Source organism: Rhodococcus sp. K11/5, from assembly GCF_055193735.1.
Genome location: NZ_CM143721.1, coordinates 710,113 through 732,496, shown reverse-complemented (window position 1 = coordinate 732,496; position 22,384 = coordinate 710,113). Strand labels below are relative to the sequence as shown.

Here is a 22,384-nt window from a genome sequence, read left to right as displayed (position 1 = left end):
AGTTGTGAATCGTCTCGTAAGTTTCCGGCCCCCGCTGGGACGGGTGCCGTTTCGCCTGTTCACTCCAGGGGTACCTACTGCGCATGACCGAAACCACCGGACGCCCCCCGGCCCCCGCCGATCTGTCCACCGTCCAACTGGTCGAGCGCCTCACCCAGCAGGTGGGCACACTCGTGCGCACCGAGGTGGGCAACGCCCTCGACGAGGTGAAGTCGAAGGGCACCAAGCTCGGTGTCGGCATCGGCATCTCCGGCGCCGGCGCCCTCCTTCTCTTCCTCGGCCTCGCCACGCTCGTCGCCACCGCCGTTCTCGGCCTGGCCACGGTGCTCGCACCCTGGCTGTCCGCCCTGATCGTGGCCGCCGTGCTGCTGATCGTCGGCGCGATTCTCGCCAAGGCGGGAACCACCGCCGCGAAGAAGGCCGTGCCGCCCGCACCCACCGACACCGTCTCGAGCGTCCAGCTCGACGTCGACGCCGTGAAGAACAACGCCAAGATTGGGCACTGATGAGCGACCCGAAGCACGCGCTGAACGAGAACACCCCCGTGACCGACGTGACGACGCCCGTCGAGGAGCAGCGTGAGGAGCTCGCCGACACCGTCGCCGCCCTCGCCGAGAAGCTCGACGTGTCCACCCGCGTGTCCGACGCCGCCAAGGAGCAGACCGACAAGGTCGCCGCGGTGGCGCACGACGGCATCGAGACCGTCAAGCAGAACCCGCAGACCGCCGGCATCTCGCTCGCCGGCGCCGTGGCGGCCGTCGTCGTGGTCCTGCTGGTTCGCCGTCGCCGGGCCCGGAAGAACCAGCCGCTGCCCGTGCTCGTGGCCCGCAAGAAAGGACTGCTGGCATGAGCTCGACCGCCAAGACCTTCTACAAGCCGCTGGCCCTGATCACCAGCATCGTCGGCGGCCAGCTCGCCGGTAAGGCCTTCGCCCAGATCTACGGGCGCATCGGGACCTCGGACGCGACCATGCCCGATCCCAAGGATCTGTCGCGCACCAACAAGGAGGTGCTGATCGCGGCCGCGCTCCACGGAGTGGTGTACGGCGTGGTCAAGGCCATGGTCGACCGGGCCGGAGCCCGCGGTTTCCGCGCGGTCGCCCACGAGAACCCCCAGTAACAGTTCCAGCCACCAGCACTTCGAGACCGGGAGAAACTCAGTGACCGAGAACCAGGGCGCCGCGTCCGACGCGCGCAGAGACCTGATCGACAAGGTGACCGGCCGTGCCAAGGAGGTGGCGGGCGCCATCACCGGCAACGACGAGCTCGCCGACCGCGGTCGGCTGAAGCAGGCCGAGGTGGAGAACCGTCGCGAAGCGGAGGCGACGGAGACCGCCGCCGCGCTCGAGATGGAAGAGGCGCAGCAGGACATCGCCGAGACCGAGGCCGAGTCGGAGGTCGCGCGACAGGAGGTCGAGGACAAGACCGACGCCGCCGAGGCCGCCGCGCAGAACGATCGTCTGCACGCACACCAGGTCGCCGAGACCGACGCCATGCGTGAGGCCGAGCAGGCCCGGGTCGCTGCGGAAGCCGAGTCGCGCCGCGAGGTCGCCGAGGCCGACGAACAGCGCCGGAAAGCGGAAGCCGAAGCCGCGGACGAGATCTCCGCAGCTCGCACCGACTACGAGAAGTCTCTCGACGAGGCCGACAAGCTCGAGCAGGAAGCGGCTGCAGCGCGCCGACGTGCCGCCGCTGCCGAGGCCGACGCCACCACACTCAACGAGGAGCGCCCGTGAACCTGGCCCGCCGAGTACTGCGACTCCAGTACGCCGTCGCCCGCCTGCCCCTGCAGGTGGTCGAAGCCACCGTCATCAGCCGACTCGACGCCGAGGGCGGCCTTCGCGGCGCCTACCAGCAGGTCATCGGAACGCTCGACGGAACCGTCGGCGCCCTGCTCGGAGACGAGCAGCTCGCCCGTCAGGGTGAGCAGATGCGCACGGCCGCAGAGGAATTGGCGAAGGCCAAGGAACTCGAGGCCCGGGCGCGCGCCGAGCGTGAGAAGGCGACCCGCGCCACCCAGCGCAAGGCCGACGAGGCCGCCAAGAAGGCCGAGCAGGCCCGCAAGGACGCCGCGGCCAAGATCGACGAGGCAGCCGACACCGAGGTCGAGAAAAAGGTGAAGGCCGGCACCGCGGCCGCCGAGCGCCTCGAAGATCGCACCTCCCGTGCGGACGAGATCGCCGAGCGCCGCATCGCCGCGAAGGAGAAGGAGCGCAAGGCCGCACTCGACGCGGTCGAGCGCAAGGAAGAACAGGCCAAGGCTCCCAAGACGGAGGAGATCGAGGAAGCCGTCGAGAAGCTCGACGACGCCACCGCGAAGCGTGAGGACGCGGAGCGACTGGCCGACGTGGCGGACGCGGAGAAGAACAGCTGACGTACCCCGCACCATCCGCATCACCGCGAACCCGAGCAGGCCCAGAGAAAGTGGCCTGCTCGGGTTCGTGCCAGTTGCGGACACCGGTAGTGGGACCATGAGCAGGTGAGCACATTCGAAACGTCCGTGGAGTCGATGCCGAACGGGGAGACCAGCCCCCGAACCACCGGGTCGGCCGCCGCCGCCCGCGACCACCGCGTCCTCGAGCAGTCCAGCAAGCTGCAGAACGTTCTCTACGAGATCCGCGGCCCGGTGCACGCCCACGCCGCTCGGCTCGAGGCCGAGGGCCATCGCATCCTCAAGCTGAACATCGGCAACCCGGCACCGTTCGGATTCGAGGCGCCCGACGTCATCGTTCGCGACATGATCGCCGCCCTGCCCTACGCCCAGGGGTACTCCGAGTCCAAGGGCATCATGTCCGCCCGACGCGCCATCGTCACCCGGTACGAACTCGTCGAGGACTTCCCCCACCTCGACGTCGACGACGTCTACCTGGGCAACGGGGTCTCCGAGCTCATCACGATGACCATGCAGGCGTTGCTGAACGACGGTGACGAGGTGCTGATTCCCGCGCCCGACTACCCGCTGTGGACCGCGATGACCACGCTCTCCGGCGGCAAGGCCGTGCACTACCTCTGCGACGAGGAGAACGACTGGAATCCCGATATCGCCGATATCGAATCCAAGATCACCGACCGCACCAAGGCACTGCTGGTGATCAACCCGAACAACCCCACGGGCGCGGTCTACTCGAAGGACGTGCTGACCAAGCTGGTCGCGCTGGCCCGCAAGCACCAGTTGTTGCTTCTCGCGGACGAGATCTACGACAAGATCCTCTACGACGACGCCGAGCACATCTCGCTGGCCACGCTGGCGCCCGATCTGCTGTGCCTGACGTTCAACGGGCTGTCCAAGGCGTATCGCGTCGCCGGTTACCGCGCCGGGTGGCTCGCCATCACCGGTCCCAAGAAGCATGCCGCGGGCTTCCTCGAGGGCATCGCCCTGTTGGCGTCGACCCGGTTGTGCCCCAACGTCCCCGCGCAGCACGCCATCCAGGTGGCGCTCGGCGGACACCAGAGCATCGAGGATCTGCTGCTTCCCGGTGGCCGCCTGCTCGAGCAGCGCGACGTCGCCTGGACCAAGCTCAACGAGATCCCCGGTGTGAGCTGCGTGAAGCCGCGCGGCGCGCTGTACGCGTTCCCGCGCCTCGACCCCGAGGTGCACGAGATCCACAGCGACGAGAAGTTGGTCCAGGATCTGCTGCTGCAGGAGAAGATCCTCGTGGTCCAGGGAACCGGCTTCAACTGGCCCGGCCACGACCACCTGCGCATCGTGACCCTGCCGTGGGCGCGTGATCTCGCGACCGCCATCGACCGCTTCGGCAACTTCCTGTCCTCGTACCGTCAGTGACCGCGAGAACGGGGACGACGGAAGCGGGGACAGCAGGAGCACGGACGGCGGACAACCGGTGACGAGCGAGCCCGACGCCACCACCCTGGCGTTCGTCCGATCTCTCCCCAAGGTGGAACTCCACGTCCACCTGGAGGGGTCGATGTGGCCGAGCACGCTGAAGGCACTCGCGGACAAGCACGATCTCGAGCAGATCCCGCGGTCGGAGGCCGATCTGCGGCGGTGGTTCGAATTCCGCGACTTCGCGCACTTCATCGAGGTCTATCTGGCGTCGATCTCGGTGCTGCGTGATCCCGAGGACTTCTCGCGGTTGGCGTACGACAGCCTCACCGCGCTCGCCGGGCACAACGTCCGCTACACCGAGATGCACGTCAGCCTCTACGGGCACCTGATGCGCGGGGTGGAGGCGTCGGTGGTCTTCGAGGGCCTCGAGGACGGTCGGCGCCGCGCCGAGACCGAGACGGGTATCGCGGCCCGCTGGATCCCGGACTTCCCCGGCGACTTCGGGGTCGAGTCGGCGGAGCAGACGCTCGATGCGGTGCTCGCCCACCGCACGGACTCGATCGTGGGTTTCGGCATCGGCGGCGTCGAGGTGCCGCGGGAGCCGTTCGGTCCGGTGTTCGCTCGCGCGCGGGCCGAGGGGCTGCGCTCGTTGCCGCACGCCGGTGAGACGGGCGGACCCGGTCACGTGTGGGCGGCGGTGACCGAACTCGGTGCCGACCGCATCGGGCACGGGATCACCGCGGTACAGGATCCGCGGTTGGTGGCGCATCTGGTCGAGCACCGCATTCCCGTGGACGTCTCCCCCACATCGAACCTGCGCACCCGGGTCGTCGACTCGATGGAGCGGCACCCGTTGCCGGCCATGATCGATGCCGGGATCGTTGTGACACTCAACAGCGACGACCCGTCGATGTTCGGCACCGACCTCACGTCCGAGTACCTCGCGGCCCACCGCATGGGTCTCGATCACCGGGCGCTGTGGACACTCGCCGGGGCGGCGGTGGACGCGTCGTACGCCGATGCGAGCACGGTTCGGGCCCTGCGAGCCGAGCTCGCGGAGATCGATCTCCCGTGAACCGCCACAGTGTGTGAGCAAACACCATCGCGATACCGAAATTTGTGACCCTGCGACGATCAGCGGCGCGGAATCGGGGTATGTTCGTACATGAGCCCTCCGGGGTTCCGAAAGCGCCGCCCGGCCCCCCACCCCCCCCGGTGGGCCGCGCGGTAGGTGGCGGGGGACACCCCCCCTGCTTCCCCGCCACCGCTTTCGTCGAAGCGCCACCTCTATAAGGTGTTCAGCGTGAGTCGCCGGAGTGAATTCGAATCCCGTTCGCGCCGGACCGACAGTTCGTCCGGACCCGGTCCCACCCCTGCTCACGGCCATTCTCACGGTCACGGCGGACCCGTTCCCATCGGTCCCACGGCCGCCCGCGTCGTCATCGGCATCCTCGTGGTGATCGCGGTCGCCGCCATCGCCGGTGTCGTGGCGCTGTGGCCCGGCGAATCCCAGGTCGAGGTGCCGGCGCCGTTCCAGACGTCGACGGGCGGGCAGGTCGCCACCGAGTTCGGCACCGTCGTCGCGCAGGACATCGGACCGTGCGGAAGCGCGTCGAACGGCCGGGTGTTCACCGGCTCGCCCATTCCCCCGACGGTCTCCGGATTCGACTGCAATCGCAGCATCGTGCGCATCGACACCGGCGCGAACGCCGGAACCTCGACGCTGCTCGAGATCACCCCCGGTCCCGGAACCCCCGAGTTGTCCCTCGGCGAGGAGATTCGGCTGGTCCGAGGCGTCGACGACGCCGGGACCGCCATCTACGCGTTCGACGACTACTCCCGCGCGACGCCCATGCTGCTGGTGGTCGCCGCGTTCGCCCTGGTGATCGTGGCCATCGCCCGGTGGCGGGGGCTGCGGGCGCTGATCGGCATCGCGGTGGCGTTCGCCGTGCTGGTCGGGTTCATGCTGCCCGCCATCCTGGACGGCAAGTCCGCCATTCTGGTGGCCGTCGTCGGCGGCACCGTCATTCTCTACTGCGTTCTCTATCTCGCGCACGGGCTCAATCTGCGCACCAGTTCCGCCCTGCTCGGCACGGTGGTGTCCATGGGTATCGCGGCCGTGCTGTCCGACGCGGCGATCCGGTTGACCCGCGTCACGGGTCTGTCCGAGGAGCAGAACACCAACGTCCAGGCGTACCTGGAAGGCGTCTCGATCACGGGACTGTTGTTGGCGGGCTTCATCATCGGATCACTCGGCGTCCTCAACGACGTCACCATCACCCAGGCGTCGGCGGCGTTCGAGCTCGCCGCCCTCGACGACACCGCCACCCGACGGTCCATCTTCGCGTCGGCGATGCGCGTCGGGCGCGATCACATCGCCAGCACCGTGTACACGCTGGTTCTCGCCTACGCGGGCGGAGCATTGCCGTTGCTCCTGCTGTTCAGCGTGGCCGGCCGACCCATCGGGGAACTGCTCACCGGAGACGCGGTGTCCATCGAGATCGTGCGCTCGTGCGTCGGCGGTATGGCGCTGGCTCTCTCGGTACCTCTCACAACCGGTATCGCCGTACTGCTTGCGCGGCCGCCGCAGAGCCGGAAGAACGCCCCTGAATCGGGGAGACACTCGGCGAGGCGGTGAATCGGACAAACCCGCCGTCCGCAACTTCATTGTTCTAGTTCACAAGGTTTGAGTTAGCCAAGCAAAACATTCTCCTGTATTGTTTTGCTTGGGTTCGGGGCCCGCCAGGTTCAGTCCGGCCGTTACGACCGGCGACGCCATACCAACCATGTGAGGACACAATGAGCACGTTGACAGCTGCGGACGTCGACCGCATCCGCGAGGTTCTGGGCAAGCACGGCAAACTCCCGGTCGCCGTGGACGCCATCGCCGAGCAGGACGATCTCTACGACAGCGGACTGACCTCGCATGCGAGCGTCAACGTCATGATCGCGCTCGAGGACGAGTTCGACATCGAGTTCCCCGATCGCCTGCTGCAGAAGTCCACGTTCGCCAGCATCTCGGCCATCGCCGACGCCGTCGCCGAACTGGCCTGATCACGATGACGACACTCGACGAGCGTCCGATCGACGCCTCCGCCCGGTCCTTCCTGCCTCTCGACGAGGTCCTGGCCGTGGTGCGCACCCATGCCGCCTCCGTCGACAAGGAGGCCCGCTTCCCCACCGAGTCCGTGCAGGCTCTGCGTGACGGCGGACTGCTGTCCGCCTCCGTCCCCGCCTCGCTCGGCGGCGGTGGCCTCTCGCTGACCGAGCTCGCGAAGATCGGTCGCGCGATCGGCGGCGAGTGCGCCTCCACCGCGATGATCTACGCGATGCACCACACCCAGGTGATGAGCCTGTCGCGGCACGGCCAGCGCAGCGACGTCATCCGTGAGTTCCTGGAGCGCATGCCGGTCGAGCAGACGCTCGTCGCCTCGGCCACCACCGAGATCAACATCGGCGGCGACGTCCGCACCAGCAGCTGCGCCGTCGAATACGACGGTGATCGCTTCCGGCTCGCGAAGAACGCTCCCGTCATCTCCTACGGCGAGTACGCCGACGTCGTGCTGGTCACGGCCCGTCGCAACGCCGACAGCGCGCCCAGCGACCAGGTCCTGGTGACCTGCATGCGGGAGAACCTGACGCTCGACAAGACCGGAACCTGGGACACCATGGGCTTCCGCGGAACCTGCAGCCCGGGCTTCATGCTCGAGGCGACCGGCTCCACGTCGTGGATCATCCCGGACAGTTACAGCGACATCTCCTCGCGAACCATGCTTCCCACCGCCCACGTTCTGTGGGGTGGCGCCTGGCTCGGCATCGCCGACGCCGCGGTGCGCAAGGCCCGCAAGTCCGTGCAGAAGCTGGCCCGCAAGAACCCCGGTGTCACGCCCCCGTCGGCGGCGCGTCTGGCCGAGCTCATGGTCGTGCACCAGCAGCTCGCGGACACCGTCTTCACCGCGTCCACCACGTTCGACGGCATCGCCGACGATCCTGCGGCTCTCGGCTCCATCGGGTTCGCCCTCGCGATCAACAACGTGAAGGTCACCGCGTCGGATCTGCTCATCGACATCGTCGGCCGCGCCCTCCTGATCTGCGGAATCTCCGGATACCGCGAGGACAGCGAGCTGGCCATGAGCCGTCACCTCCGCGATTCGCACGGCTCCGCCATCATGGTGAGCAACGAGCGGATCCTCAACCACAACGCCCAGCTCGCGTTGGTCTACAAGGGACTCTGACTTCTCATGACCACATTCGCAGAGCACACCTCTGTCTCCGATCTGGACGCCGCCCGCTCCGACTTCCGTGACGAACTCGTCGCCGCCGGCCTCCTGGTGAAGAGCTCCATCGACGGCCTCTACGGGCGGTCCGGTGAGTTCGAGGACATCATCGACCTGATCGACCGCAAGGTGGCCGCCGCCGGCGCCGCCGCCCACGGCGCCGATCTGCAGCGCTTCCGGTTCCCGCCGGTCTTCCCGCGCGAATCGTTCGAGAAGACGGACTACATCGCGTCGTTCCCCAACCTCACCGGCGCCATCAACACCTTCGACGGCGACAACAAGGCCCACGCCGAGCTCCTCGCCGCACGCGCCGAGGGTCAGGACTGGGATCACTGGCTCGAGCCCGCCGGGACCATGCTGGTCTCGGCCGCGTGCCACCCGTCGTACTCGATGCTCACCGGGACGCTTCCCACCGACGGCGTCCTCATGGACATCTACGGCTACTGCTTCCGCCACGAGCCCGCCATCGATCCCGCCCGCATGCAGGCGTTCCGGATGCACGAGTTCGTGCAGGTCGGTACCCCCGATCAGGCGGTGACGCACCGTGAGCAGTGGATCGATCGCGGCATGACCGTGCTCACCGAGCTGGGGCTCGACGCGCAGCCCGTCATCGCCAACGATCCGTTCTTCGGCCGGGCCGGACGCATGCTGGCCGCGAACCAGCGCAACGAGAACCTCAAGACCGAGCTCGTAGTCAAGCTGTACGGCGACCTCGACGAGGGCACCGCCGTGGTCTCGTGCAACTGCCACCGCGACCACTTCGGCCACACGTTCGGCATCGAGCTGGCCGACGGGTCCGAGGCGCACAGCGCGTGCGTCGGGTTCGGCATGGAGCGGATCGCGCTCGCCATGCTGCGCACGCACGGCACGGACACGCGGAGCTGGCCGAGCTTCTAGGCTCGCTACCCCGCGCCGCGCACCCTGCAGCGCCCCGTCCCCTCTCCCGCGCACCCTGCAGCACCCCGCCACCTCCCCCGCGCACCCTGCAGCGACGTGCGCACCGTGCAGCGTGCGCAGAGCGCTGGAGGGTGCGCGGGGGCGGGGGGAACGGGGGCGATGGGGAAGCTCAGCGACCCGAGAACGTCCCCCGCGCAACGCTGTTCAGCGCGCGCACGTGCCCCCGCGGCGTCGCCCCGTCCACCAGCGGCCGGAGTGCGATGCTGCGGGTGGTCCCGGGGGCGAGGTGGAACCACGAATCGGCGGGCGCGAACCCGTCGACGTCCACGCACACGTACTGCGCCGCGAACTCGGTGCTCACCTCGAGCGACCACGAATCGTCGTGCAGCACCGCCACCGCGCTCAACCCCACCGAGTTCTGCAGCGGCAACGCCGGTCCACCGATCAGGGTGACCGACTCCGCCAGCACGGTGCCGTCGCGCACCAGGCGCACCGTCACCGCGTCGTACGTTCGCGCGCCGAACCGATGCGCGTGGGTGGCGTCGGTGAACGCACCGATCACACCGTCCACCGTGGTCGTGAACGACGAGTGCGCCGACATCCGCACCGCAACAGCACCTTCCGCCGCCACGGACCCGGTGCGCGTGACACCCCGCACCTCGATCGACGCGTCGAACGCCTCGGGTCCGTCGTGCACCACCTCGATCCGTAGACCGTCCATGCCCTCGTCGGTGACCAGCACGGCGGTCGGTGCACTCGCGCGGGCCAGCGCGTACCACGGCGCCTTGGGCGCACCCGTGCTGTCCGAGAAGCCCCATCCCGCACCGGGTTCCAGATCGCGGAGCGTCAGCACCAGCGCGCCGCCGCACCCCGATCGCGCGCCCCGCCAGTACGGGTACGCCGCGGAGACCGCCTCGCAGATCGCGGCGCGCCCGTGGTCGAGGTACCGCTCGGGGTCGTCGCGGCGCACGGCCGACGGTTCCACCCCGAAGAGCTCGCGCACGTAGTGATCGCGCACGTCCTCGAAGTCCCAGGACGATCCCCGGTCGCGCGGCACCGCCGCCTTCCACCGGGGATGGTGTCCCGCCGGTGACGCGGAACCGAACATCGCATCGACGGCGCGCCGCTCGGGCGGAACCGAGAACGCCAGACACTCCGCCGCGAATTGCACTGCGCTGCTGCGGATATCGGACAGCGGACGCAGGTAGCCACCCACGCCGAAGTAGTGGGCCACCCCGGACCCCACGTGCGTGGCCAGGTCCCCGCCCGACGGCGTCGACGGCACGTACGCCACCCCGCGCTCGCTCTCCGCCACCGCGGCGGGCAGCACCGCGTCGAGCAGGGGCAGGTCCACGCCGAGCCCCAGCATGGTGGGTTGCTGCGCGGTCTCGCTGCCGCCGCTGATCACCGCGAGCGACGGTCCGGCCGCCGAGAGCACGGTCGCCAGTTCACCGACGATCAGTTCGTTCAGCTCCGTGGGCGGATCGAGGGTGGCGAGCATCAGGTCCTGCCACACCAGGATGCCGAGTTCGTCGCAGAGAGAGAAGAAGTCGCGCGCCTCGTACACCATCGTCCCGGTGAGGCGGACCGTGTTCAGCCCGGCGTCGCGCATCGCGGTCAGAGCGCCGCGCAGCGCAGCGGGATCGTTCTGCAGCGTCAGCGGATCCAGCGGAACCCAGCAGCCGCCGCGGCAGAACACCGGCACCCCGTTCACCGACAGCGTCCGGTCCACGAACTCGACCGACCGGAACCCTACCGCGGTCTCGGTCACGGCGGCGTCGACCCGGACGGTCACCGGATGCAACGCCGGCTCGCCGTGGGTGTGCGGCCACCACGGAGCGACGTCGTCGACGGTCAGATCCGCGGACACCGATCCGTCCGCAGCCACCGACACGCGATGATCGACTCCCGCGCACCGCACCTCGACCGTCGCCGACGGATCGACTCGGCCCCGCACCAGCAGGCGCGCACGATCGTCCCACCGGCCGAACACCTCGACCTCGGGGCGCGGAGACACGGGCACGCAGCGGACGGCGCGGAACGGTCCGATCACCGGCGGCACTCCCGAGAAGACCGGCGCGCGACCCAGCATCGAGGTGCGCACCCAGCGCAGACCCTGCTGCGCGACCATCGACGAGCGCCACCGCCCCCGAGCCCGACGCGTGGAGAGGTGGTCGGTCAGGGAACGGCATCGCAGCTCGAGCTCCATGGTGCCGGCGACGGCGATGTCGTCGAGCACCAGCGGCGCGAACATCGACTCCCCCGCGCCGCGCAGTTCCCCGCCCACCCACACCTCGTGGAGCGTGGCGATCGCGTCGAACTCGAGTCGCACGCGCCCGTCGGGCACATCGACGGTGGTGGCGAAGGTCCAGTCGTGGGCGTCGAGGTCCAGCGCCTCGATCGCCGCGGTGTCCCATCCCGCCTCGCGCAGCGCACCCGCCACGGTTCCCGGAACCGTGGCCGGTAGGGCGTCGATCCCGGCGCTCGCGGATCGGACGGTCCACCGCGCACCGTCCAGCAGGGACGCCGGCTCGCTCACAACGCCGACTTCAGCGCCGCCATCGCCGTCTCCCAGGCCGCGGCCATCGCGTCGGTGGATTCGGTGAGATCGACGGACCGACCCCGCGCGGCACGGGCCATGCGGAACTGCACGGACTTCGCGCCGGTGGCGACATCGCGGAACGGTTCGATCGCCGCGGCCGCGCCGGCCACCCCGCGATCGCCCAAGTACCCCGCGTAGTCGGCGGCGAGCTCGGCGGTGGCGCCGCACTGCCGAAGGGTGCCGAACGACCACAGGTGGAACGCGTCGGGTCCGGCCTGCTGGATCCATTCGATGTCGCCGATGACCTGAGCGCCCAACCCCTCCACCGGATTCGACGCGGCGGCGCGGGCGATGTGGGTGCGGGCGACGGTCAGATCGTTGTCCTCGAACGCCGGGCCTCGAGCCAGGACGTCGCGGTCCACGCGGATGCGCTCGACGTACGGCGGGAGCGCGACCTCGCCGGGGTGCAGGTGCAGGGCGAGCGCGCCGTCGAAGTCCGTGCCGCTCAACGTGAACAGGCCGGCGTTGTGGAGGTACGCCATCTCGCGCGCGGCGCTGTCCATGCGCACCGGGACGATCGTGGTCTTGGTGTGCTCGGCGCCGTAGCTGGTGCCCTCGGTGTCCGGCAGGTAGAACGCGTCGACCTCGACGGTGCTGAGCCGGCCGTCCTCGAGGTTCTCGAACAGGTGCTGGGAGAACGGCTTCCAGATGTTCATCTCGGCGACGTCGACGCCGTAGAGCAGGCGCAGATCCTCCGGTTCGAACTTGACGAACTGCCACTGCCGACCGTCCAGCCCGGCGTCGAGCACGAAGGCGGTGGCCGGGATGGGATCGGCGCCGAGCGAGTGCAGCAGTTCGATCCACAGATCGACGTAGCAGTTGGTCTCGGACCAGATGCGTTCACTGGCGTGCAGCGCGTGCGGTCGGTAGTTCGCGATGTCCACTCCGGCCAGCAGCGCCCCCGCGGCGGTGGCGTCGACTTCGGTGGGGGCGGTCGGTACGGACACGCGCGGCTCCTTCGGTTGCGGACGGAGTCGACACTATCCGCCCCCGCAGTGCCCCGACCCGACGACGGGTAGCGAAACGCGTCAGGATCCGCCGGCGGCGGAATCGCGCTCGGCCGGTCCCGGGGACGACGACACGGTGTCCGACGTCGACGCCGTGTCCGGCGCGGAATCGTCGCGGGCGCTCGATCCGGTGTAGGCCCAGAACGTGGCGCCCGCGAGGACCACCGCCGCGACGAGGACCACGACCATCGCCGGCACCAGGCTGGGCCTCGGTTCGATGATGCGCTCTTCCGGCGGTTCGAACTCCATCTCCTCCTCCACCTCGGCCGTGTAGCGGACGGGTTCGACCTCCGCGTAGGAGAAGGCCTGGGTGGGGGCGTCGGAATCGACGTCGAACGCGCGCGCGTAGTACGAGTCGGCCTCGAACTCCGCGACGTCCACGTCGAGGCCGAAGGTCTCCGCGTTCTCCGGGATCACGACGGGCACGCACAGAGCTTCGGCCAGCACGCGGCGCACGGCGGGGATGCGCGCGCCGCCACCGGTGAGGACGAGGGCGTCGATCTCTCGGTCCGCGGTCGCGACGACGTCGCGCACCAGTTCGGCGGAGCGCCGCAGCGGGACGTCGAGCAGTTCCTCGAACCGGGCACGCGTGATGAGGAGAGTGCCGCCGCCCGGCGTGCTCGCCGACCCGGCGGTGGAGAGGGACTCCTTGACCCGGCGGCAGAAGTCGAGGACCTCGGTCTCGGTGGCGTCGTCCGTGGGGCGCGCCAGAATCCCCTCGAGGATCAGATGGTCGAGAACGATGCGATCGAGAACCTGTCCGGAGAACCCGACGGTGTCGGCGGCGCCGAGCACCCGGCCGGACGAGACGTCGGCGACCGCGACGGAGGCCCCGCGGTCGCCGAGGTCGTAGAGCGCGACCGAGCGGTATCCCGCGGTGGTCCCGTGGTCGGCCAGCAGACGAAGTGCGGACGGCAACTGGGCGGCTTCGATCATGACGACACCGGCCGTGTCGAGCCGCGAATCGAGCCGCGCGCTGCGAAGGACACTTTTGTCATCGATCACAACTTTCTCGCGTGAACTCGACCGCCTGGTCGAGTTTGTGGGGTCGCCGACACTGAATGGCGACAAAAAGAATCTTCGGGTATGTTAACTCATGCAAAGGATACTGTGAGATCGAACTTGGTTGCTCGTCCCGAACACCCACACACCACGGCCTCGAAAACCCGTCGCGCGAGCGCTGGTGATTCGGCTCCGGGGAGCCCGCGGGTCGGTTCGGAACGTGACACCGCGACCGGATCGCCGCAGTCTCCGGCCACCTCACACGTGGCGTGTCCCGCGGGGTCGGCACGCCGGAGCCCAGCGGGCTCGGACCGAAAGGCATGTAGACCCCGATGACCACAGCTCCCGACGTACGCGACGCTCGCGCCGCAGCCGAGACGTTGCGGGTCCACATGACCGGTGCCGAGTGGTTCTCCGACACTCCCGGTGGCCTCAATCGCTATTTCACCGACCTGTACTGCGCTCTCGCGGCTCGGGAGGACGTCGACGCGTCCGCATCCGCTTTCGGAACCCCCGATGTCGCAGGGGCCCGCTCGTGGGGCCCGTCCACCGGCTCCACCCTCTCCCGGGTGTGGTCCGCGCTGTCCGACGACCGCGATCTGCCGCGGGGCGCGATTGTGAATCGTCACTTCGGATTGTTCGGTCGGCCGGCGCACGGCCTCCGCGGCAAGCATCCCCTCGTCGTGCACTTCCACGGTCCGTGGGCCGCCGAGAGCGCGATGTCCGGACAGAGCAGCCGCGCGGTGCGCGCCAAGTACTGGGTCGAGCGTCTGCGCTTCCTCGACGCGGACCGCTTCGTGGTCCTCTCCGCACACTCCCGACGCCTCCTCGTCGACGATTACGGGGTCGATCCCGCTGTGATCTCGATCATCGCTCCGGGGGTCGATCTCGCCCGTTTCCGGCTTCCGGAGACCACCGCGACCGAGACCACCGCCCAGACCGAGACCGACGCCCCCACCGTTCTGTGCGTGCGCCGCCTCGAGCGACGCATGGGCATCGACCGCCTCATCGCGGGGTGGCCCGCGGTCCGTGCCCGGCACCCGAAGGCCCGTCTGGTGATCGTCGGTACCGGTTCCGTCGAGGACGAGCTGCGCCGCCAGGCCGCCGACTCCGGTGTCGGAGAGAGCATCGAGTTCACCGGCCGCGCGTCGGACGAGGCTCTGCGGGCGCACTACGCCGCCGCCACCGTCTCCGTCGTCCCCACCGTCGCCCTCGAGGGTTTCGGTCTCATCGCCCTCGAGTCGTGCGCCGTGGGGCGCCCGCCGATCGTGACCGACTGCGGCGGCCTGCCCGACGCGGTCGCCGGACTCGATCCCTCCCTCGTCGTCCCCGCGGGCGACGTCGACGCACTGGCCGATCGCCTCAGTCGCGCGCTGGCCGGCGACGTGCCGAGCGCACAGGACTGCCGCGCCCACGCCGAGTCGTTCTCGTGGGCCGCGTCCGCCGCGTCCCACGTCGATCTCTACCGAGAGCTGGTCCGCTCGTGACGCGCGCACTCTTCCTCGCCCACACCGCCGCCCCGTCGGGCGCCGAGCTCGCGATGTACCGGTTGGTCCGCGCGATGGACAAGACGGATGTGACAGTCGTGTTCACCGAGAACGGCCCGATGGTGGATCGCCTGCGCGACAACGGAACCGACGTCACCCTGCTCGACGGCAGCTTCGACAGCCGCGACGTCACCATCGGTGGTCGCTCGATCGTCAAGCTCGCTCGCGGCGCGCGCGGCCTGCTGCGCACCGGATGGCGCGTGGGCGCCGAGGCGCAGCGCGTCGAGGCCGAGGTGATCGTCGCCGAGTCCACCAAGGCTCTGCTGATGGGCGCCGTGGCCTCGCGCCGCGCCGGCATCCCCGTCGTGTGGCACTCGCACGATCGGATCTCCCGCGAGTACTTCGGCCTCGTCATGTCCACGTTCCTGCGCATGCTCGGCTGGATCGTGGCGTCGGGCTACATCGCCAACAGCCGGACCACGCTGGAGTCGCTGATCCACGTCCGTCGTCCCTCGGTGGTGGCCTACCCCGGCATCGAACTGCCGACCCGGCCCCCGGAGGTGCGGCGCGAACAGTCGGCCCCCGAGGACACCGTCGTGTGCCTCGCCGCTCGCCTGACTCCGTGGAAGGGCCACGTGCTGTTCCTGCGCGCGCTGGCCGATCTTCCGGTGCGTCCGGCCGAGGTCTTCCTCGTCGGCGGCGCGTTCTTCGGCGAGGAGGACTACCGCACGGAGCTCGAGGAGCTCGCCCGCGAGCTGGATCTGCCCGTCACCTTCACCGGTCACGTCGACGACCCGCAGGTGTTCATGCGTCGCTCGGACATCCTGGTGCACTGCACGCTGACGGCCGAGCCGTTCGGCCAGGTCGTCGTCGAGGGCATGCTCGCCGGATGCGCCGTCGTCGCGTCGAAGCCGGGCGGCACCGAGGAGATCGTCGACGACGGCGTGAACGGCGTGCTCGTGCAGTCGGGCGATCAGGGCCAGCTCACCGCCGCGCTCGCCGATCTGATCGACGACCGCGCGCTGCGCACCGCTCTGTCCGCGGCCGGTCCGGCGCGGGCCGCCCAGTTCGACATCGCCGAGTCGGCGCGCTTGGTCCAGGACTTCCTCGAGCAGCTGCTCGGCGAGCGGGCGGGGGCCCGCCGTGGTTGACGAGCTCACCAAACTCTCCGACGTCGCCGACGGTTCCGCGTCGGGTCGGCATCGTCGGCCGGGGTCGAGAAGCCCACTGCGGAACCGGCTCTCGGCGGTCCGCGACATCGCGTACGTCAGCTTCGGAAAGTACGGGCAGTACCTCGTCACCATCGTGACGCTGCCCCTGACGGCGCGCATCCTCGGCACCGAGGGACTGGGTCTGCTGGCCATCGCGATGTCCGCGTTCTTCATCGGCTCGCTGCTGGTGGACCTGGGTATCACGACGTTCCTCGCCGCGATGGCCGACAACACGAACCTGAACCAGCTGCGCGGCAACTACCTCGCGATCCGCGGAACGATCCTGTCGGTGATGGCGCTGGCCCTCGGGCTGAGCGTCGTGTTCGAGGCCCACCAGCACCTGCACATGATCCTGCTGGGGCTCTTCTGCGGCGGCTTCGCCTCGTCGGGCGACGACTGGGTGCTCGTGGCCCAGGCGCGGTTCGGCATCGGTGTCGTCTACCAGGGCATCTCGCGTCTGGTGTATCTCGCTCTGCTCGTCGGCCTGTTGCCGGTGTTCCCCAACGCGTCGTTCGCGATGGTGTGCCTGCTGCTGTCGTCGATCATTCCGGTGGCCCTCACCTGGCGACTGACCATCAAGGACTTCGGTCGGCCGAGCCGGCCGAGCGGTGTGGTGGCCATGCTGCGCCTCGGCGCACCCGTGCTCACCTCGCGGCTGCTCATCACCAGCTACGGCCAGGGCGCGGCCACGTTCTACTCCGCGGCCCTGACCGCGGCGTCGCTGGGCATCTTCGCCGCCAGCGACCGGCTCATCCGCGCGTTCCAGTCCCTGCTCGACGCCATCGGGTTCGGCCTGCTTCCCCGCCTGGCCCGCGGCCGCGACAACACCGCGCGCTTCTGGCGCAGCAGCCTCGAAGGTCTGACGTTCTGCGTGTCGGTCGCCGTGGTGGCGTGCGGCGTGCTGTGGCTCGCGGCGCCGACCCTGATCGGTCTGATCTTCGGAGACCAGTTCCTGGCCGCCGTGGACGTGATGCGCGTGCAGGTCTTCATCCTGCCGTTCACCGCGATCACCTCGTTCGTGACCACGGCGATCCTGCCGGTGCGTCAGGACACGCGCGGTGTGCTCACCGGTGCGGTGATCGGCGCGATCTGCGCGGTCGGCGCCCTGGCGGTCGCGCTGTCGACTCGGTCCATCTGGGCGCTGGTCTACGGCACGTTGGTCTGCGAGGTCGTCGTGGCCACCTGGTACGTGTTCCGCGTGCGCCTGTTGTACGGCCAGGAGAAGAACGGCGGCGCTCCCGCCCTTACCACCGACGACGCCACCGCGCCCCTCCCTCTTCTTTCCGAGCCCAACCCCATGCAGACGAAGGTGACCTGATGAAAATCCTGTTCATCGGCGACGATTGGATCGGCAGCAACGCCCGATCCATGGCCGACGGATTCCGCATCGCGGGCCACGACGTCCTGGTGGTCGACACGACCGCGGTGGCTCTGCCCACCCGGCTGTCGCCGCCGTGGGTCTATTCCAAGCTCGGGCGCGGCCGCGCCCCCTGGGTGCTCGAGGCACTGCACCGCCACCTCGACACCGTCGCCGCGCAGTTCCGCCCGGACATGGTGTTCGCGTTCCGCACGGTGCACCTCGACCAGGAACGCCTGCTCGCGCTGCCCGCCGCGCTGCACGTGCACTACAGCCCGGACGACGTCTCGAACCCCTACAACACCACGCCGGAGTACCTGCGGCACGAGTCGCGGTGGGACCTGGTGGTGACGACGAAGGCGCACAACGTGGCCGAGCTCGACGCTCGCGGCGCGGCGTCCACGCTGTTCGTGCTCAGCGCCTACGACCCCGCGTGGCACCGTCCGTGCGCCCGCCGCGACCCGGCGCAGTTCCTGGTCGGGTTCATCGGCGCGTGCCGGCCGGACCGTCGCGACCACATGGTCGAACTGGCCCGCACGCACGGCACGGACATGCTGGTCCGCGGACCGGGTTGGCGCCGCGTCGCGCCGCTGCAGGCCACGTCGGCCACCGTGGCCGGTGCGGTCTACGGCGAGGAGTTCTCGGTGGTCGTCGCGTCCGTGACGGCGAACCTGGTGCTGCTCAACTCCGACAACCGCGACACCCACACCTGCCGCACCTTCGAGGTGCCCGCCGCGGGCGGTCTCTTCGTCGGCGAGCGGACGGACGAGCACGCCTCGCTGCTCGACGACGGCACCGAGGCCCGGTTGTTCTCGACGCACGACGAGCTCGACGAGATCCTCGACTGGTGCCGCTCGGCCCCCGCCGAGGCACGGGCGATGGCCGAGCGTGGCCACGCCCGCATCGTCGGCGACGGACACGCCTACGTCGACCGCGCTCGGCAGATGCTGGCGGCACTCGACGTGGAGGTGCCGCGATGACCATGATCTGGGAAGTCGGCGTGGTCATCGCCGCGCTGCTCACCATCGCCGTCGCGGCACTGTTCGTCCCCGGCATCGCGCGGGTGTTCCTCATCGCGCAGGTCGCGTACTGGTCGCTGAGCTACGTGTTCCGTCCCATCGTGCTGCTCTCGACCACCCCGGTGCCGCAGTTCGCGGACAGCCTGGCCGATCCGCGGCTGAACACCATGGGTTACGACCGCGCCATCGGCGAGGTGCTCGAGCCCGTGATGTTCGGACTGTGGTTCTACGCGGCGCTGGTGATCGCCTACGCGATCTTCTGCAGCGTGCGCGCCCACCAGAAGCGCGTCGAGGTCGCGCAGATCAACTCCCTCGGCGGCCGACAGGTCGCGGTGCCGACGGCGCCGACCACCAGCCGGGTGGCGCTGGAGGATCCGTACTTCTTCCGGAGCCTCGCGGTGGTCTACGGCATCGGGTTGCTGGGGCGGTTCGTCTCGTTCGCGACCGACAGCGCCGGCGGGGCGGGCGAGATCGCCTCGGCCAACCCGCTTCTGGACGTGGCGGCCGGTCTCGCCACCGTCGGCGCGCTGGGCTTCATCGTGTTCCTGCGCACCACCAGGCCCTGGCTGGGCGTCGTGCTCCTGGGCGCGCTGCTCGGTATGGAACTGCTGTGGACCGTGATCACCGAGTCCAAGACCCCGGTGCTGGGAGCCGCGCTGGCTCTGGCGGTGCGGTTCGCGCTGATCGGGTGGACGAAGGGCACGATCGCCGGTGTGATCGGTATCGCGATCTCGGCGGTGGGAGCCTTCGGCCTCCTGCAGTCGATCAAGGTCGATCCCGCCTCGCGGGCCCTCGGCGCCGCGGCCGACGCCAGCTACCCGGAGTCGGTCCAGCCGTTCCTGTCGATCCTTCGTCGATTCGACCTGCTCGAAGCCGCGACCGACGCGTACTTCATGCAGGGCCGTGAATGGATCTCACCGGGGGAAGTCGTCCGGAACGCATTTCTGAACTTCTTCCCGTCGCAGCTGCTGCCGGTGGAGAAGATGCAGGCCGGCACGGCCTGGGCGAACGAGGTTCGCGGCGCGTCCGTGGACATGTCGCAGATCCAGGTCTCGCTCGCCGAGGGCAACATCGCCGAGGGGTACGTGCTCGGCGGCTACCTCGGGGTCGCCCTGACCGGGATGTTCGTCTTCGGACTGCTCCTGATCACGGTCCGCTGGATTCTCGGCCGCAACCTCGTCCTCGTCGTCCTCGGACTGACGCTCATCGAGTTCCCCGTCCTCTTCGAGCGCGGCGTTCTCGGCGGCACCGAACTGCTCGGGAAATCGCTGCAGATCGCCGTCCTGGTCTGGATCATCTCGCTGCTCGTCGGCGAGTTCGCACGGCGAACGGACGACGTTCCCCCTCCCACCACCTATGTGCCCGACGACGTCTCTTCCCTCGAAGATTCGGCCGGGCGCCCTCATTCTGTACGTGACACCGCAAGCAAAGGATCGAAGCAATGGGCCTGAACGACTACCTCCTGATCGCACGACGACGCTGGATGATGATCCTCGCGTTCGTCGTCGTGGGAATCGTCGCGGCGGCGGCGTACACCTCGTCCCTCTCCGCGACGTACACGTCCACCACCCGTCTGTACGTGACCATGGCCACCGGCACGTCGGTGTCCGATTCGCTGCAGGGCAACACCGCCGCGCAGCAGCGCATGTCGTCCTACGCGAACCTGGTGACCAGTGACCGGGTCATGGACGCGACCATCGCGGAGCTCTCGCTCGACAGCACCACCGGAGCTCTCGCGGCGCAGACCACCGTCGACTTCGCTCCGGCCACGGTGTTGCTGGACGTCTCGGTCACCCAGAACAACCCCGAGGACGCGCGCATCGTCACCGACATGGTGGCCGCGAAGTTCCGCGAGCTCGTCGGTGAGCTCGAGCAGACCGAGACCGGTGCCGCCCCGGCCGCCCGCGTCGACGTGGTCGACCTGGCGTCCACGCCCACCGGCTCCGGCGGTCCCGCCCCCACGCGCAACCTGCTCCTCGGGTTGATCGCCGGCCTGGCCCTGGGCTGCGCCGCGGCGTACGTCCGCGACCGGCTCGACAGCCACATCCGCACCTCCGGTCAGGTCGCGTCGTTGTCCGACGCCCCGTTCCTGGGCACCGTCGCGCACTCGACGCGTCCCGAGGACAGCCGCCGGTTGGCGCTGCGCCTCGACCACGCCATGACCCCGTTCGAGTCGCGGGCCATCCTGGTCACCGGCCCGTCGCGTGGCTCCGAGCCGGACATCGTGCTCGCCCTGGCCAAGTCCCTGTGCGATCTCGGTGCCGCGGTCCTCGTGGTCGACGCCTGCACCGACGGCAGCGGCGTCTCCTCCCGGATGCGCGGAGGTGACAGCGTCGGCCTCGCCGATCTGCTGCGCTCCCCCACCCGTGCGCCCATCGAGGCCACCCGCCCCAGCCACATCGAGGGTCTGCGCATCCTGCCGCTCGGCGACGCCGACGCCCGCACGGGCAGCCTGTTCGCCTCGCCGCGGTGCTCGACGATCATGTCGGACCTGCGCAGCGTCCACAATTACGTCATCATCGACGCCACCTCGACAACGGACGAGACCGACGCCCTGGCCCTCGCGGTCGAGGCCGACGCCGTCCTGGTCGGCGTGGAGACGGCGAGCACGACGGTCGCCGAACTGCGCACCTACTTCGGTGAGCTCGAGACCGTCGGCGCGAGCGTCGTCGGGTCCGTCCTGCTGCCGCACCAGTCGCGCAAGCGCTTCTCGCTGAGCAAGCTGTTCCCGTCGAAGACGCCGGCCGAGCAGATCTCGGCGACCCCCGTCGACGCGAAGAGCAAGAAGAAGGCCAAGCCCGCCAAGCCCGCGCCGGAGGCCGCGAGCCGTCCCGCCGCCCGCACCGCTCCGCAGCCCGAGAGCCGTTCGGCCGCACCCGTAGCGGAGGAGCGTCGCCCGACGCACGCGCGGTCGACGCAGCGTCCGCAGCAGGTTCGCCCCCCCTACGCGGAGCAGCCGCGTGCGTTCACCCCTCCGCCCGTGGACCCGGAGCCCCGCCACGGCGGCTGGACCCCGGCGAGCACCCCCGCGGACGACGCGAACACCGACCGCATGTCCGTCGCGGGCATTCGGGCGGCGTACGAGCAGCAGCAGGTGCAGGACCGCTCGACCGGCACGGCGTTCGACGAGCCGTACGCGGACGTCGCCGACGCCGATACGGCGTACGCACCGGAGGACGTGGTGAACGCTCCGGTCGTCGACGAGTCCGTCGAGACCCCGATCGCGGACGAGGCCGAGGAAGCCGTCGACAGTGACAGTGCGGACGGGGAGATCTCGGACGGGGAGATCTCGGGCGTGGAGACCGCGGACGAGGTGACCGCCGACAGCGTGGTCACGGACGGTGTGGTGACGGACGGTGTGGTCGTCGACGATGCGGTCACCGATGCCGAGGTCGCCGGCGATTCCGGTGCGGACGAGGTCGGTGCGGACGAGGTTGTCGCGGAAACCGTTGTCCCGGAGGAGGCGTCGTCCGAGGCTTCCGTCGCCGACGATGCTCCTGCCGACGACGACGGAACCACCCGCCCGGACGGCTCGACCGGCGCCGATTCCACCGGCACGGAATCCACCGGCACGGAGTCCCGGAAGTCCGGTCAGTCCACCGGATCCGAGGGCTCGCGTTCCCGTTCCAGCCGCATCACCCCGGCTCGTTTCGACCCGAAGCGATCGCAGCGGGTCAACCGATGACGGCGGCATCCGCGCGAACGGCGCAGGGCCCCAACGATCTGAGCGAGGAAAGGC

General features: G+C 69.6%; 20 protein-coding genes. 17 read left to right on the top strand and 3 right to left on the bottom strand.

From position 1 onward, the window contains the following. Positions 1 to 83: 83 nt before the first annotated feature. The 11 genes from ACY466_RS03585 (at position 84) to ACY466_RS03535 (ending at position 8,960) form a co-directional block, all read left to right on the top strand. Positions 84 to 506: a phage holin family protein gene (locus ACY466_RS03585; protein ID WP_463249910.1), complete on the top strand. Its 423-nt coding sequence runs from the start codon at positions 84 to 86 to the stop codon at positions 504 to 506. Next, on the top strand, positions 506 to 850 hold the full coding sequence (locus tag ACY466_RS03580) for a DUF3618 domain-containing protein (protein WP_463249908.1): 345 nt from the start codon (positions 506 to 508) through the stop codon (positions 848 to 850). Before ACY466_RS03585 ends, ACY466_RS03580 begins: the two co-directional genes overlap by 1 nt. After that, positions 847 to 1,119: a DUF4235 domain-containing protein gene (locus ACY466_RS03575; RefSeq protein WP_463249906.1), complete on the top strand. Its 273-nt coding sequence runs from the start codon at positions 847 to 849 to the stop codon at positions 1,117 to 1,119. Before ACY466_RS03580 ends, ACY466_RS03575 begins: the two co-directional genes overlap by 4 nt. A 40-nt stretch (positions 1,120 to 1,159) precedes the next feature. Further along, complete coding sequence (locus ACY466_RS03570) at positions 1,160 to 1,735, top strand: hypothetical protein (protein WP_463249905.1); 576 nt, start codon at positions 1,160 to 1,162, stop codon at positions 1,733 to 1,735. Beyond that, the gene (locus tag ACY466_RS03565) at positions 1,732 to 2,373 is read left to right on the top strand and encodes a hypothetical protein (protein ID WP_463249903.1); all 642 of its coding nucleotides are present in this window, start codon (positions 1,732 to 1,734) and stop codon (positions 2,371 to 2,373) included. Before ACY466_RS03570 ends, ACY466_RS03565 begins: the two co-directional genes overlap by 4 nt. A 135-nt stretch (positions 2,374 to 2,508) precedes the next feature. After that, positions 2,509 to 3,783 (top strand): pyridoxal phosphate-dependent aminotransferase, encoded by a 1,275-nt coding sequence (locus ACY466_RS03560; protein WP_463252127.1) that lies wholly within the window; start codon positions 2,509 to 2,511, stop codon positions 3,781 to 3,783. Between the two features lie 58 nt (positions 3,784 to 3,841). Next, on the top strand, positions 3,842 to 4,861 hold the full coding sequence (gene add / locus ACY466_RS03555; protein ID WP_463249902.1) for an adenosine deaminase: 1,020 nt from the start codon (positions 3,842 to 3,844) through the stop codon (positions 4,859 to 4,861). A gap of 339 nt (positions 4,862 to 5,200) precedes the next feature. After that, entirely contained in the window at positions 5,201 to 6,424 is a 1,224-nt protein-coding gene (locus ACY466_RS03550; protein ID WP_463252126.1) for a YibE/F family protein, read from the top strand. 161 nt (positions 6,425 to 6,585) lie between these two features. Further along, positions 6,586 to 6,840 (top strand): acyl carrier protein, encoded by a 255-nt coding sequence (locus tag ACY466_RS03545; protein WP_463249900.1) that lies wholly within the window; start codon positions 6,586 to 6,588, stop codon positions 6,838 to 6,840. Positions 6,841 to 6,845: 5 nt separating this feature from the next. Then, positions 6,846 to 8,021, top strand: a complete 1,176-nt coding sequence (locus ACY466_RS03540) for an acyl-CoA dehydrogenase family protein (protein WP_463249898.1) — start codon at positions 6,846 to 6,848, stop codon at positions 8,019 to 8,021. Positions 8,022 to 8,027: 6 nt separating this feature from the next. After that, positions 8,028 to 8,960, top strand: a complete 933-nt coding sequence (locus ACY466_RS03535; protein ID WP_463249897.1) for an amino acid--[acyl-carrier-protein] ligase — start codon at positions 8,028 to 8,030, stop codon at positions 8,958 to 8,960. 169 nt (positions 8,961 to 9,129) lie between these two features. On the opposite strand, the gene ACY466_RS03530 is transcribed toward ACY466_RS03535, so the two are convergent. The 3 genes from ACY466_RS03530 to ACY466_RS03520 form a co-directional block, all read right to left on the bottom strand. Further along, positions 9,130 to 11,499 (bottom strand): glycosyl hydrolase 2 galactose-binding domain-containing protein, encoded by a 2,370-nt coding sequence (locus ACY466_RS03530; protein WP_463249895.1) that lies wholly within the window; start codon positions 11,497 to 11,499, stop codon positions 9,130 to 9,132. Then, entirely contained in the window at positions 11,496 to 12,509 is a 1,014-nt protein-coding gene (locus tag ACY466_RS03525) for a DUF1839 family protein (RefSeq protein WP_463249894.1), read from the bottom strand. The genes ACY466_RS03530 and ACY466_RS03525 overlap by 4 nt, the downstream gene beginning before the upstream one ends. A gap of 81 nt (positions 12,510 to 12,590) precedes the next feature. Then, entirely contained in the window at positions 12,591 to 13,574 is a 984-nt protein-coding gene (locus tag ACY466_RS03520; RefSeq protein ID WP_463249892.1) for an Hsp70 family protein, read from the bottom strand. Between the two features lie 389 nt (positions 13,575 to 13,963). Here ACY466_RS03520 and ACY466_RS03515 point away from each other — a divergent pair, with 389 nt between their 5' ends. The 6 genes from ACY466_RS03515 to ACY466_RS03490 all read left to right on the top strand — a co-directional run bounded on the left by ACY466_RS03515 (position 13,964) and on the right by ACY466_RS03490 (position 22,330). Then, positions 13,964 to 15,058 (top strand): glycosyltransferase family 4 protein, encoded by a 1,095-nt coding sequence (locus ACY466_RS03515; RefSeq protein ID WP_463252125.1) that lies wholly within the window; start codon positions 13,964 to 13,966, stop codon positions 15,056 to 15,058. Beyond that, positions 15,055 to 16,209: a glycosyltransferase family 4 protein gene (locus ACY466_RS03510; RefSeq protein ID WP_463249890.1), complete on the top strand. Its 1,155-nt coding sequence runs from the start codon at positions 15,055 to 15,057 to the stop codon at positions 16,207 to 16,209. Before ACY466_RS03515 ends, ACY466_RS03510 begins: the two co-directional genes overlap by 4 nt. A gap of 76 nt (positions 16,210 to 16,285) precedes the next feature. After that, positions 16,286 to 17,587, top strand: coding sequence for a lipopolysaccharide biosynthesis protein (locus ACY466_RS03505; protein ID WP_463252124.1), 1,302 nt, complete (start codon positions 16,286 to 16,288; stop codon positions 17,585 to 17,587). Then, on the top strand, positions 17,587 to 18,606 hold the full coding sequence (locus tag ACY466_RS03500; RefSeq protein WP_463249888.1) for a CgeB family protein: 1,020 nt from the start codon (positions 17,587 to 17,589) through the stop codon (positions 18,604 to 18,606). The genes ACY466_RS03505 and ACY466_RS03500 overlap by 1 nt, the downstream gene beginning before the upstream one ends. Next, positions 18,603 to 20,096 carry a hypothetical protein gene (locus tag ACY466_RS03495; RefSeq protein WP_463249886.1) on the top strand — a complete coding sequence of 498 codons (1,494 nt, stop codon included), beginning with the start codon at positions 18,603 to 18,605 and terminating at the stop codon, positions 20,094 to 20,096. The genes ACY466_RS03500 and ACY466_RS03495 overlap by 4 nt, the downstream gene beginning before the upstream one ends. Continuing rightward, positions 20,087 to 22,330, top strand: coding sequence for a Wzz/FepE/Etk N-terminal domain-containing protein (locus tag ACY466_RS03490; protein ID WP_463249885.1), 2,244 nt, complete (start codon positions 20,087 to 20,089; stop codon positions 22,328 to 22,330). The genes ACY466_RS03495 and ACY466_RS03490 overlap by 10 nt, the downstream gene beginning before the upstream one ends. Positions 22,331 to 22,384: the final 54 nt, after the last annotated feature.

What these genes read in the sequence shown, in the direction of transcription:
- ACY466_RS03585 (WP_463249910.1), top strand. Translation starts at nt 84, where the DNA reads ATGACCGAAACCACCGGACGCCCCCCGGCCCCCGCCGATCTGTCCACC.
- ACY466_RS03580 (WP_463249908.1), top strand. Translation starts at nt 506, where the DNA reads ATGAGCGACCCGAAGCACGCGCTGAACGAGAACACCCCCGTGACCGAC.
- ACY466_RS03575 (WP_463249906.1), top strand. Translation starts at nt 847, where the DNA reads ATGAGCTCGACCGCCAAGACCTTCTACAAGCCGCTGGCCCTGATCACC.
- ACY466_RS03560 (WP_463252127.1), top strand. Translation starts at nt 2,509, where the DNA reads ATGCCGAACGGGGAGACCAGCCCCCGAACCACCGGGTCGGCCGCCGCC.
- ACY466_RS03545 (WP_463249900.1), top strand. Translation starts at nt 6,586, where the DNA reads ATGAGCACGTTGACAGCTGCGGACGTCGACCGCATCCGCGAGGTTCTG.
- ACY466_RS03540 (WP_463249898.1), top strand. Translation starts at nt 6,846, where the DNA reads ATGACGACACTCGACGAGCGTCCGATCGACGCCTCCGCCCGGTCCTTC.
- ACY466_RS03535 (WP_463249897.1), top strand. Translation starts at nt 8,028, where the DNA reads ATGACCACATTCGCAGAGCACACCTCTGTCTCCGATCTGGACGCCGCC.
- ACY466_RS03515 (WP_463252125.1), top strand. Translation starts at nt 13,964, where the DNA reads ATGACCGGTGCCGAGTGGTTCTCCGACACTCCCGGTGGCCTCAATCGC.
- ACY466_RS03500 (WP_463249888.1), top strand. Translation starts at nt 17,587, where the DNA reads ATGAAAATCCTGTTCATCGGCGACGATTGGATCGGCAGCAACGCCCGA.
- ACY466_RS03495 (WP_463249886.1), top strand. Translation starts at nt 18,603, where the DNA reads ATGACCATGATCTGGGAAGTCGGCGTGGTCATCGCCGCGCTGCTCACC.
- ACY466_RS03490 (WP_463249885.1), top strand. Translation starts at nt 20,087, where the DNA reads ATGGGCCTGAACGACTACCTCCTGATCGCACGACGACGCTGGATGATG.